The organism is Betaproteobacteria bacterium (assembly GCA_016720065.1).
Taxonomy (GTDB): domain Bacteria; phylum Pseudomonadota; class Gammaproteobacteria; order Burkholderiales; family Rhodocyclaceae; genus SSSZ01.
The window spans coordinates 95,505-107,978 of sequence record JADJXY010000002.1; the positions used below are offsets into that span (position 1 = coordinate 95,505).

Below are 12,474 nucleotides of genomic sequence, written 5' to 3' on the forward strand. Positions count from 1 at the left end.
GTGAACGGAGCACATCATGGAAAAGTTCGTACGCATCGAAAAAGTCGGCCAGACCTTCGACACCAAGAAGGGCAAGTTCGTGGCCCTCAAGGACATCGACCTGACCCTGAAGCAGGGGGAATTCGTGGCCCTCATCGGCCACTCCGGCTGCGGCAAGTCGACGCTCCTCAACCTTATCGCCGGCCTGACCAAGCCCACCACCGGCGTGCTCCTTTGCGACGGCCGCGAAATCGCCGGTCCGGGGCCGGAGCGGGCGGTGGTCTTTCAGAACCATAGTCTGCTGCCCTGGCTCACCTGCTTCGAGAACGTCTACCTCGCCGTCGAGCGTGTCTTCGGCACCAAGGAGGGCAAGCAGAAGCTCAAGGCCCGTACGGCAGCGGCCATCAACCTGGTGGGCCTGGACCACGCCAGCAGCAAGTACCCCCACGAAATCTCCGGGGGCATGAAGCAGCGGGTCGGCATCGCCCGGGCCCTGTCCATGGAACCCAAGGTGCTGCTCATGGACGAGCCCTTCGGCGCCCTGGACGCCCTGACCCGGGCCAAGCTCCAGGACGAACTGATGAAGATCTGCGAGGCCACCAAGGCCACCACGGTCATGGTCACCCACGACGTGGACGAGGCGGTGCTCCTCTCCGACCGCATCGTCATGATGACCAACGGCCCCGCGGCGACCATCGGCGAGATCCTGGAGGTGAAGTTGCCGCGGCCCCGGCAGCGCCTGACCCTGGCCCACGACCCGGAGTACATCAATTACCGCGCCGCGGTGCTCGAGTTCCTCTACGAAAAGCAGGCCCACGTGGAAAAGATGGCCGCCTGATCCCCCTGTCTCCACCCCGCGCCGCCCGCCGCGGCGCGGCTTTGGCCCGTCGGTTCCTGCCGGCGGGCCTTTTTGTCTGGGGTAAATTGATCTGTCCCATTGATTTGCCGGGGATTAATGGGCAAATTCGATCTATTACCTTCGTCAAGCCGGCCATGTTGTCGCCCTTCAAGAAGCTTTCCACCCAGATCACCGGCATATTGGTGATCTTCTTCCTGGTTGCCCTGGGGGCCATCGGCATGACCCTGGCGCTGTCCTGGCAACTGGAAGGGGGATCGGCGGCGATCAACGATGCCGGCAGCGAGCGCATGCGCTCCTACCGCCTCAGCCACCTCATGAGTCTGGGCCTGGAAGCGGGGGCGGACCGGCTGCGCATCGACGCTGCGCTGCGGGAGGAAATCGCCCTCTTCGACAAACTCCTGGCCGACATCGGCCAGGGCGACCCCGCCCGCCCCCTGGCCCCGCCGCGCAGCGCCGAAGTGAAACGCCGCCTCGATGCCCTGCGCAACGACTGGCAGCGGCGCATGCTGCCCCTGATCCAGGACTACCTGGCCGGCGAAGGCGCCGAACCGCGCCGGGCGGCCCTGCTGCGCTACCGGGCCGAAGTCGAGGGCTTCGTGGCCGGCATCAATGACCTGGTGCTGGCCATGGAGCAGAACTACGCCTACGGCACCAACCTGCTGCGCACCTATCAATTGGTTCTGGTCCTGCTCGCAGTGTGTGGTACCGGCCTGCTGGTCCGTTTTTTCTTCCGCCTGGTCATCCGGCCGGTGGGGGTGCTGCACGACGGTCTGCGCCGCATGACCGGCGACGACCTGGGGGTGCGCCTCCCCGCGGACCGCAAGGACGAATTCGGCATGCTGGCGCGGGGCTTCAACCGCATGGCCGAGCACCTGCAGGAGGTCCACAGCACCCTGGAAGAGCGGGTCGCCACCAAGACCCGCAGCGTGGCGGAGCGCAACGACGAACTGGGACTGCTGTACGAAACCACGGCCTTCCTCAACGATCCGGCACCCCTGGAGCGGCTGTGCGAGGGCTTCATCGGTCGCGTCGTGGCGGCCACCCGGGCCGACGCGGGGGCGGTACGCCTCTATTCGTCGGGGACCGAGGAACTCATCATGATCAGCCACCTCGGTCTCTCCGAACAGTTCGTCGCCAAGGAGACCACCCTGCGTTGCGGCGATTGCCTGTGCAGCGATGTGATGCAGGGTGCCGACGCGGTCGCTTTCGAGGTCGCTAGGCCGCCGGCCCCCCTGCGGCTCAATTCCTGCGTCCGGGAGGGATTCGCCACGGCCTCGGTGTTCACCATCACCCACAACAAGCGGCGTCTCGGGGTCTTCAACCTTTACTTCAATGCCCCTCGGCCGCTGGGCGAGCGGGAAAAGATCATGCTCGAAACCCTGGGGCAGCACCTGGGCGCCGCGGTGGAAAACCTGCGCCTGCGCTCCCGGGAACGGGAAATGGCGGTCTCCGAGGAACGCAACCTGCTGGCCCAGGAACTGCACGACTCCATCGCCCAGGGGCTGGCCTTCATCAATATCCAGGCCCAGCTTCTCGAAGATTCCCTGCGGCGCAACGACGTGCCCGAGGCGGGGGCCACCCTGGACAGCCTCAAGGAAGGGATCCAGGAGAGTTATGACCATGTGCGCGAGTTGCTCGTCCATTTCCGCACCCGCATGCAGGAAATCGAACTGGAAGCCGCCATCGCCGACACCCTGGTCAAGTTCGAGAGCCAGACCGGCATCGCGACGGTTTTCGAGAAGTCGGGAAGCAGCCTCCCCATGCCCGCCGAAGAGCAGATCCAGGTCGTGCACATCGTGCAGGAATCCCTCTCCAATATCCGCAAGCACGCCCGGGCCACCCGCGTCGCGGTGAAGGTCGAGCGCAGCATGCAGGGCGTGTCCATCCAGGTCGAGGACGACGGCGTGGGCTTCGACCCTCAGAGTTCCCCGGCGCTGCATTCGGATCGCCACGTGGGACTGAAGATCATGAATGAACGGGCCCGCCGGGTAGGGGGGCAGTGCGAGATTGAATCCGCGACGGGGAAGGGGACGCGCGTCTCCCTTTGGCTGCCGCGCCAGAAAATGGAGGCAGCTTGAATGGAAAAGAAGATTCGCGTATTGATCGTCGATGACCACGCCCTGTTCCGCAGTGGCATCAAATCGCTCCTGCAGCGCCATGAGGAATTCGAAGTGGCGGATGTGGCGGGGGACGGACTGGAGGGCGTCAAGCGGGCCAAGTCCCTCAAGCCCGACGTGGTGCTGCTCGATCTGCACATGCCGGGGGTTTCCGGCCGCGATGCGGTGCGCCTCATCGTCGAGGAAGTGCCCGAAACCCGGGTGCTCATGCTGACCGTTTCGGAAGACGCCGAGGATCTGGTCGAGATCCTGCGGGCGGGCGCCAGCGGCTATCTGGTCAAGAATATCGAAACCGAGGCCCTGGTCGATGCGCTGCGCCGCACCGCGGCGGGGGAGTCGGTGGTGTCGCCGCAAATGACCGCCAAGCTGGTGCAGGGGGTGCGGGCTCAGACCCGGGTCGCTCCGGCGGTGGAACACGAGAAGCTTTCCCCCCGCGAGCGCGAAATCCTGGGCTGCCTCGCCCGGGGGGAGAGCAACAAGGAAATCGCCCGCAGCCTGACCCTGGCCGAGAGCACGGTCAAAATCCACATCCAGAATATTTTCAAGAAGTTGAGCCTCTCCAGCCGGGTGCACGCCGCGCTTTACGCCGTCGAGCACGGCTTCGCCGACCGGGCCTGAATTCGTTGCCGTAGTTCCGTTGCCCTAGTTCTACGGGCCAGTCTTGAGGCAACGCGTAGGCCAATTTGCCCGGCGAAATGCCAATCGGCCTAGTTCGCCGAAGCCTCCAGCCCGTCGGGGTCTAGTCCTCCCCCCCTAGAACGTCCCCCCACTGATGCCGCCTGCCGCCCATACCATTGAGGAATGGGCTGAAACCCGCGCCGCCCTTAATCTTGCGGGCGCCGGACGAGGTGGTTCGGAGTGCATTTTCGGGGACAGCGATGGCGAGCCAAAAAACCAAACAAATGTCGGTTCTGGTCATGAGCACACTGGCGTTCACCGTGTGCTTCATGGTGTGGATGATGTTCGCGGTGATCGGTATTCCGATCAAGACGCAACTGGGTCTCAACGAAACCCAGTTCGGCATCCTGGCGGCGATGCCGGTGCTCACCGGCTCCCTGATTCGCCTCCCTCTGGGCATGATGACCGACAAGTTCGGTGGCCGCCCAGTGTTCTTCGCCATCATGGCCGCGACCGTGGTGCCCATCTACCTCATCGGTCACGCTACCGAATTCTGGCAGTTCCTGGTGGCCGGGCTCTTCGTCGGCGTCGCCGGCGGCTCCTTCTCCGTAGGTATCGCCTACTGCGCCCGCTGGTTCGAAAAGAAGAACCAGGGCTTTGCCATGGGCGTCTTCGGTGCCGGCAACGCGGGAGCGGCGCTGACCAAACTGCTCGCCCCGTCCATCGTCGTCGCCTACGGCTGGACCATGGTGCCGACGGTGTTCGCCGCAGCGATGCTGGTCACGGCCCTGGCCTTCTACTTCTTCACCTACAGCGATCCTTCCCACAGGGTCGAATCCCACGTCACCGTCGGGCAGCAACTGGCGGCACTGAAGGATCCCAACGTCTGGAAGATTTGCCAGTACTACTCCATCGTGTTCGGCGGCTACGTGGCGCTGGCCCTGTGGATGACCAAGTACTACGTCCAGGAGTACAGCTTCGACCTGAAGACCGCTGCCTTCCTGGCCGCCTGCTTCTCTCTGCCCGGCGGCGTGCTGCGCGCCCTGGGGGGCTGGTTCTCCGACAAGTTCGGCGCCCACAAGGTGACCTGGTGGGTGCTGTGGGTGTGCTGGATCTGCCTCTTCATCCTCTCCTACCCGCAGACCGAATTCACGGTCAAGACCGTAACCGGCCCGCAGACCTACAACATCGCCCTCAGCCCGACCGTGTTCACCATCCTGATGTTCACCGTCGGCGTGGCCATGGCCGTGGGCAAGGCCTCGGTCTTCAAGTACATCTCCGACGACTACCCCAAGAACATCGGCGTCATCTCCGGCATCGTCGGTCTGGCCGGCGGCATGGGGGGCTTCCTGCTGCCCATCATGTTCGGCGCCCTGGTGGACCTGACCGGCGTCCGCTCCTCCTGCTTCATGCTCATGTACGGCGTGGTCTGGGTCTCCCTGATCTGGATGTACTGGACCGAAGTGCGCGATGCCGACGTGATGCGCGGCAAGCACGAGCTGGTCACCGCCGACAGCCTCGAATAGACAAGCTGCACAGCCTCGCCCCGGGCCAGCCGGCCCGGGTTCGTGGTTGTCGGCTGCGGCAACCATAACCTCGATGCAAAACCTTTAAGCGAAGGAAATTCCTCATGGCAAAACTCGAAAGATGGGAACCGGAGAATCCGCAGTTCTGGGCGGAAACCGGCAGCGCCATCGCCTGGCGCACCTGTGCCATCACGACCTTCTCGCTCATTTTCTCGTTCGCGACCTGGTTCGTGATGAGCGCCGTGGTGGTGCGCATGCCGGCCATCGGCTTCAAATTCACCACCATGGAGCTGTTCTGGCTGGCGGCCATCCCCGGCTTCGCTTCCGGCATCCTGCGCCTGATCCATTCGAATTTCATCCCGGTGCTGGGGACCCGGCCGGTGGTCAGCATCTCCACCATCATCAAGGTCATCCCGATGATCTGGCTGGGTTACGCCATCCAGGATCTCAACACGCCGTGGTCCACCTTCATGATCATCGGCTTCCTGTGCGGCATGGGCGGCGGTGATTTCTCGTCCTTCATGCCCTCCACCAGCATCTTCTTCCCCAAGCGCCTGCAGGGTCTGGCCCTGGGCATCCAGGCCGGTCTGGGCAATTTCGGCGTCTCCATCGTCCAGTTCGTCGCCCCCTGGATCATCGGCTTCGCCGCCCTGGGCGCCGCCGTGGGCGGCCCCCAACTGTTCACCAAGGCCGACGTGCTCAAGGATGTGGTGGTGACCAAGGACGCCGCCGGCATCGTCACCAACGTGGTGCCCAAGAAGCCCGAACTGGCCGCTGCCATCGTCCTGACCAAGGACGGCGAGGTGGTCAAGGACGTGAGCTTCCAGGCCGGTGACGCCACCAAGAACCTCAAGGTGGAGCTGAAGAAGAACGACGCCGGTGCCGTCACCGACGTCGCCCTCAAGAACGTCATCAAGAAGGACATGTGGCTGCAGAACGCCGCCTTCATCTGGGTGCCCTTCCTGGTGGTGGCCTTCATCCTGTCGGCCCTCTTCCTGAAGAGCATCAAGCTGCCGGGCCGTGGTTTCAAGGGCCAGTTCGAGATCCTCAGCTCCCGCAACCGGGCCCGGGTCCACACCTGGAACTGCACCATCACCTACATCTGCTCCTTCGGTTCCTTTTCGGGCTTTGCCGCGGCTTTCCCGATCATGATCAAGACCATCTACGGCAATTTCGACGGCGCGCCCGATCCCCTGGCCTACGCCTTCCTCGGCCCCCTCATCGGCGGTGCCGTGCGGGCGCTGACTGGCGGCCTCTTCGACAAGATCGGCGGCAGCAAGGGCATGCACTGGTGCACCCTGGGCCAGATCGCCGGCTGCGTCTTCCTGGTCTTCGGCGGCTACCTGACGCCCACCGGCGTCGAGCAATTCCAGGGTTTCCTGTGGGGAATGCTGTTCATCTTTCTGATGTCCGGCATCAACAACGCCGCCACCTTCCGCCAGTACCCCATCGTCTTCGCCTACTCCCCCGCCAAGGGCGCGCAGATGCTGGGCTGGACCGGCGCCTGGGCGGCCTTCGGCCCCTTCGTGTGGACCTCCCTGATCGGTGCCTCCATCGCCAACACCGGCAACGCCAAGCTCTTCTTCATCGGTGTCGCGGTGTTCTACGCCTACTCCGCCTTCGTCAACTGGTTCTACTACACCCGCCAGGGTTCCGAGCGCTTCGACTACGGCAACTCCGGCGGCACCTGGTGGGACAAGTTGTCCGAAGCCGAGAAGGAACAGATGCGCCAGATCGACCTCAAGAAGGCCTGATGCCGTGGGGCGGCCCCCGTGGCCGCCCTGCCGGTGCAAAGCCAACGGAACCCCACGACTTGAACAAACCTGATGTCCTTATCAACACGATCGGCCTGGCCTATGGGCTGCTGCTGATCGCCACCGCCTTCGTGCGCAGTGCCTTCACCGAAGCCATGCGCATCGATGCCTTGTTCATCAAGGATTGCACGGAGCGTACGCGGCCGCTCAACCTGCTGGCCGGTCTGCTGGTGTCCGGTTACGCGGGTTACTCACTTTTTTTCTAGGAGCAATCGATGAGTCATTTTCTTGACCGCCTGAAATTCCTCAACAAGGTGCAGAGCACCTTTGCCGATGGTCACGGCATCGTCACCAACGAAGACCGCAAGTGGGAAGATTCCTACCGTAACCGTTGGCGCCATGACAAGGTGGTGCGTTCCACCCACGGCGTGAACTGTACGGGCGGCTGCTCCTGGAAGATTTTCGTCAAGAACGGCCTGGTGGCCTTCGAGATGCAGCAGACCGACTACCCGCGTACCCGCGAGGATCTGCCCAACCACGAGCCCCGCGGCTGCCAGCGCGGTGCCTCCTTCTCCTGGTATCTCTACTCGCCGCACCGCATCAAGCACCCGATGATCCGCGGGCGGCTCCTCGATCTCTACCGCGCCGAAAGGAAGACCGGCAAGGATCCCGTCGAAGCCTGGGAAGCCATCCAGAACGACCCGGCCAAGCGCATCAAGTACGTCGGCGTCCGCGGCCTGGGCGGCTTCGTGCGCACCACCTGGGAAGAAGTCACCGAGATCACCGCTGCCGCCAACGTCTACACCATCAAGAAGTGGGGCCCGGATCGCATCTACGGCTTTTCGCCGATTCCGGCCATGTCCATGATTTCCTACGCCGCCGGTTCCCGCTACCTGTCCCTCATCGGCGGTGCCTGCGGCTCCTTCTACGACTGGTACTGCGATCTGCCCGCAGCCTCCCCCCAGACCTGGGGTGAGCAGACCGACGTGCCGGAAGCTGCCGACTGGTACAACTCCACCTACCTCATCATCACCGGCGCCAACCTGCCGATGACCCGTACCCCCGACGCCCACTTCGCCACCGAAGTGCGCTACAAGGGCGCCAAGATCGTCTCCATGGCCCCGGACTACGCCGAATACGTCAAGTTCGCCGACCTCTGGATGCCGGTCAAGCAGGGTACTGACTCCGCCGCCTTCATGGCCATGGGCCATGTGGCCCTCAAGGAGTTCTACATCCAGAAGCAGGATCCCTACTTCCAGGAGTACGCCCGCAAGTACACCGACCTGCCGATGCTGGTCCTGCTGCGCAAGCACGGCGACGGCTACGTGACCGACCGCAACCTGCGCGCCTCCGACTTCGACGGCGCCCTGGGCGAGTCCAACAACCCGGACTGGAAGACCGTCGCCTTCGACAACAAGAGCAACAGCTACGTCGCGCCCAACGGCTCCATCGGCTTCCGCTGGGGTGAGGATGGCAAGTGGAACCTGCTGGAGAAATCCGGCGCCGGCGCCGAGACCGAACTGGCCCTGTCCTGCATCGATGCCAAGGGTGACGTCGCTTGCGTCGGCTTCCCACACTTCACCCAGGGCGAGCCGAATCTCCTTTACCGCAACGTGCCGGTGCGGAAGTTGAAGCTCGCGAACGGCGAAGAGGCCCTGGTGGCCTCGGTCTTCGACCTGCAGATTGCCCAGTACGGCATCGACCGTGGCCTCGGTGGTGGCAACGTCGCCACCTCCTACGATCAGGCCGATGTGGCCTACACCCCGGCCTGGGCCGCCAAGCAGACCGGCGTCAAGGCCGCCGACCTGGAGCGCACCGGCCGCGAGTTCGCCGACAACGCCTCCAAGACCAAGGGTCGCTCCATGGTCATCATGGGCGCCGCCATCAACCACTGGTACCACAACGACCTGTCCTACCGGTCGATCATGAACCTGCTGCACATCTGCGGCTGCGTGGGCCAGACCGGCGGCGGCTGGGCCCACTACGTGGGTCAGGAAAAGCTGCGTCCCCAGGCCGGCTGGGCGCCCATCGCCTTTGCCACCGACTGGCACCGTCCGCCCCGCCACCAGAACTCCACCTCCTACTGGTATTTCCATACCGACCAGTGGCGCTACGAGACGGTGGATGCCGACGCGCTTCTTTCGCCCGCCGGCAGGAACCGCAACAAGGGCTACACCCTGGCCGACTACAACGTGGACGCCGTCCGCATGGGCTGGCTGCCGGGCGCGCCCCACTTCAACCGCAACCCCATCGAGCTGCTCTCCGAAGCCGAGAAGGCCGGCGCCGCCGATGAAGCCGCCGTCGGCAAGTACGTCGCCCAGCAGTTGAAGGAAGGCAAGCTCGACGTCGCCTTCGCCGACCCGGACAACCCGGTCAACTGGCCGCGCAACCTGATCGTCTGGCGCGGCAATCTGATCGGCACCTCCGCCAAGGGCCACGAGTACTTCTTGAAGCACCTGCTCGGCGCCCAAAACGGCGTCATGCAGGAAGGCACTGCCGGCGCTGCCTGCACCCAGGTCAAGTACCTGGAAGAAGGTCCGGCCGGCAAGCTGGACCTGATGGTGGACATCAACTTCCGCCTCAACTCCACCGGCGCCTACTCGGACATCATCCTGCCCACCGCCACCTGGTACGAGAAGAACGACCTCAACACCACGGACATGCACCCCTTCATCCACCCCCTGGGTGAAGCCGTGACCCCGGGTTGGGAATCCCGCTCCGACTGGCAGATCTTCCGCACTCTGGCCAAGACCTTCTCCGGCCTCGCCGCCAAGCATCTGGGCACCAAGAAGGATCTGGTGGCGCTGCCCCTGCAACACGACTCCGCCATGGAACTGGGTACCCCCTTCGGTCAGGTCAAGAACTGGAAAAAGGGCGAATGCGACCCCATCCCGGGCAAGACCATGGCCGCCATCAAGGTCGTCGAGCGCGACTACGGCCAGACCTACAACAAGTACATCGCCCTCGGCCCCCTGATGACCAAGATCGGCAACAACGTCAAGGGCATCGACTGGAACACCGAGCACGAGTACAAGGAACTGGCCGTTCTCAACAAGACGGTACAGGTGGAAGGCGTGTCCAAGGGCATGCCGTCCCTGGAAGAGGACATCGCCGTCTGCGACTCCGTCATGCGCATGGCGCCGGAAACCAACGGCGAGGTGGCCCACAAGTCCTGGACCGCCCTCTCCAAGAAGACCGGCATCGACCATCACCACCTCTACGCCGGCCGCCACGAGGACAAGATCACCTTCCGCGACATCGTCGCCCAGCCGCGCAAGATCATCACCGCGCCCACCTGGTCCGGCATCGAGTCGGAGACCGTGTCCTACACCGCCGGCTATACCAACATCCACGAGCACATCCCGTTCCGCACCCTGACCGGCCGTGCCCACTTCTACCAGGATCACGAGTGGTTCCTGGACTTCGGCGAGGGCTTCTGCACCTTCAAGCCGCCCGTCGATTTGAAGGCCCACCACACCGTGCCGGCCAATGTGAAGGCCAAGCCGCACCTGACTCTGTCCTGGATCACGCCGCACTCCAAGTGGGGCATCCACTCCAGCTACCAGGACAACCTGCGCATGCTGACGCTCTTCCGCGGCGGCCCCTACATCTGGGTGGCCGAGGACGACGCCAAGTCGGTGGGCATCGAGGACAACGACTGGGTCGAAGCCATCAACGCCAACGGCGCCACCATGGCCCGGGCGGTGGTCTCCCAGCGCGTTCCCCGCGGCATGGCCCTCATGTACCACGCCCAGGAAAAGAACGTGAACGTGCCGGGATCGCCCTCCACCAACAAGCGGGGCGGCATCCTCAACTCGGTAACCCGCGTCGTCGTCAAGCCGACCAACATGGTCGGCGGCTACGCCCAGCTGGCCTACGGCTTCAACTACTACGGCACCGTCGGTTGCAACCGCGACGAACAGGTCGTCCTGCACAAGGTCGAGGATCAGTCCATCGACTGGCTGGAGCGCCCGCTGACGCCGGAACGCGAAGCCCAACGCAACCCCAAGGGCATCGGCAAGCGCTGAGCGTCACGGTAACCAACATTAGGAGAATGAAATGAAAATTCGCGCTCAATTCGCGATGGTATTCAACCTGGACAAGTGCATCGGCTGCCACACCTGCTCGGTCACTTGCAAGAACGTGTGGACCAACCGCAAGGGGGTCGAGTACGTCTGGTTCAACAACGTGGAATCCAAGCCCGGCATCGGCTATCCCAAGGAATGGGAGAACCAGGAGAAGTGGAAGGGCGGCTGGACCAAGATCAACGGCAAGCTGGAACTGAAGGCCGGCGGCAAGCTGAAGAAGATCGTGCAGATCTTCGCCAACCCCAACATGCCGCAGATCGACGACTACTACGAGCCCTTCACCTACGATCACGCCCGTTTGCAGAGCGCGCCCCTGTCCGAAGCGGCGCCGACGGCCCGTCCCATCTCCCTGATCACCGGCGAGAAGATGGACAAGATCACCTGGGGCCCGAACTGGGAAGACGATCTGGCCGGCGAGTTCCACAAGCGGGCCAAGGACCAGAACTTCTCCAACATGGAGAAGGAAATCTACAAGTCTTTCGAGAACACCTTCCACCTCTACCTGCCGCGCATCTGCAACCACTGCATCAACCCGGCCTGTGTCGCCTCCTGCCCCTCCGGCGCCCTCTACAAGCGTGAGGAAGATGGCATCGTCCTGGCCGACCAGGACCGCTGCCGCGGCTGGCGCATGTGCATCTCCGGCTGCCCCTACAAGAAGGTCTTCTTCAACTGGGAATCCTCCAAGGCCGAGAAGTGCATCGGCTGCTACCCCCGCGTCGAATCCGGCATGCCCACGGTGTGCTCTGAATCCTGCGTCGGTCGCATCCGCTACAACGGCATCATCCTCTACGACGCCGACAAGGTGCTCGAAGCCGCCAGCACCGACAACGACCAGGACCTCTACAAGGCCCACCTGGACATGTTCGTCGATCCCTTCGACCCGAAGATCATCGAACAGGCCAGGAAGGACGGCATTCCGCAGTCCTGGATCGACGCGGCGCAAAAGTCGCCCATCTACAAGATGGCCGTCGAATGGAAGATCGCCTTCCCGCTGCACCCCGAGTTCCGCACCCTGCCGATGATCTGGTACGTGCCGCCGCTCTCTCCCGTGCAGTCCCAGATCGACCAGAAGAAGCTGCCCACCGAGTCCGATGGCTGCATCCCCAAGGCCGAAGCCATGCGTCTGCCGGTCAAGTACCTGGCCAACCTGCTGACCGCCGGCCGTGAGGAATACATCGTTTCGGCGCTGAATCGCATGATCGCCATGCGCTCCTACCAGCGCTCGATCCACGTCGAAGGCACGCCGGATACCCGTCCCCTGGTCGCTGCCGGCCTCACCGAGGCCCAGGCCAAGGAGATGTACCGCTATCTGGCCATCGCCAATTACGAAGATCGCTTCGTCATCCCGACCTCGCACCAGGAAATGCAGATCGACGATTACCACGGCTTCCAGGGTCAGAACGGCTTCACCTTCGGCAACGACTCCTCGCAGGGTATCTCCATGAACTCCCTCTTCCCCGAGCGGCGCAAGGAGACCATCGAGCCCCGGGAACTGGCGCCCTTCGCCGTGCCCAAGGACTACTGAGGAACGGC

At 63.7% G+C, this 12,474-nt stretch carries 8 protein-coding genes; all 8 read left to right on the top strand.

The genetic code is table 11. The annotated features are described in order from the left end of the window. The first annotated feature begins 16 nt into the window (after positions 1-16). The 8 genes from IPM73_03555 (at position 17) to narH (ending at position 12,466) form a co-directional block, all read left to right on the top strand. Positions 17-817 (top strand): ABC transporter ATP-binding protein, encoded by an 801-nt coding sequence (locus tag IPM73_03555; protein ID MBK8917142.1) that lies wholly within the window; start codon positions 17-19, stop codon positions 815-817. A 155-nt stretch (positions 818-972) separates the two neighbouring features. Next, positions 973-2,916, top strand: coding sequence for a type IV pili methyl-accepting chemotaxis transducer N-terminal domain-containing protein (locus tag IPM73_03560; GenBank protein MBK8917143.1), 1,944 nt, complete (start codon positions 973-975; stop codon positions 2,914-2,916). After that, on the top strand, positions 2,917-3,573 hold the full coding sequence (locus IPM73_03565) for a response regulator transcription factor (protein ID MBK8917144.1): 657 nt from the start codon (positions 2,917-2,919) through the stop codon (positions 3,571-3,573). 260 nt (positions 3,574-3,833) lie between these two features. Beyond that, on the top strand, positions 3,834-5,099 hold the full coding sequence (locus IPM73_03570) for a NarK/NasA family nitrate transporter (protein MBK8917145.1): 1,266 nt from the start codon (positions 3,834-3,836) through the stop codon (positions 5,097-5,099). Positions 5,100-5,203: 104 nt separating this feature from the next. Beyond that, a complete protein-coding gene (locus tag IPM73_03575; protein MBK8917146.1) occupies positions 5,204-6,853 on the top strand; it encodes a NarK/NasA family nitrate transporter in 1,650 nt (549 codons plus the stop codon). Positions 6,854-6,912: 59 nt separating this feature from the next. Beyond that, entirely contained in the window at positions 6,913-7,119 is a 207-nt protein-coding gene (locus IPM73_03580) for a hypothetical protein (protein MBK8917147.1), read from the top strand. Between the two features lie 9 nt (positions 7,120-7,128). Then, positions 7,129-10,881: a nitrate reductase subunit alpha gene (locus IPM73_03585; GenBank protein MBK8917148.1), complete on the top strand. Its 3,753-nt coding sequence runs from the start codon at positions 7,129-7,131 to the stop codon at positions 10,879-10,881. Positions 10,882-10,912: 31 nt separating this feature from the next. After that, on the top strand, positions 10,913-12,466 hold the full coding sequence (gene narH / locus IPM73_03590; protein MBK8917149.1) for a nitrate reductase subunit beta: 1,554 nt from the start codon (positions 10,913-10,915) through the stop codon (positions 12,464-12,466). Positions 12,467-12,474: the final 8 nt, after the last annotated feature.

Coding starts and splice junctions, on each gene's coding strand:
- IPM73_03555 (MBK8917142.1), top strand. CDS start 17: ATGGAAAAGTTCGTACGCATCGAAAAAGTCGGCCAGACCTTCGACACC.
- IPM73_03560 (MBK8917143.1), top strand. CDS start 973: ATGTTGTCGCCCTTCAAGAAGCTTTCCACCCAGATCACCGGCATATTG.
- IPM73_03565 (MBK8917144.1), top strand. CDS start 2,917: ATGGAAAAGAAGATTCGCGTATTGATCGTCGATGACCACGCCCTGTTC.
- IPM73_03570 (MBK8917145.1), top strand. CDS start 3,834: ATGGCGAGCCAAAAAACCAAACAAATGTCGGTTCTGGTCATGAGCACA.
- IPM73_03575 (MBK8917146.1), top strand. CDS start 5,204: ATGGCAAAACTCGAAAGATGGGAACCGGAGAATCCGCAGTTCTGGGCG.
- IPM73_03585 (MBK8917148.1), top strand. CDS start 7,129: ATGAGTCATTTTCTTGACCGCCTGAAATTCCTCAACAAGGTGCAGAGC.
- narH (MBK8917149.1), top strand. CDS start 10,913: ATGAAAATTCGCGCTCAATTCGCGATGGTATTCAACCTGGACAAGTGC.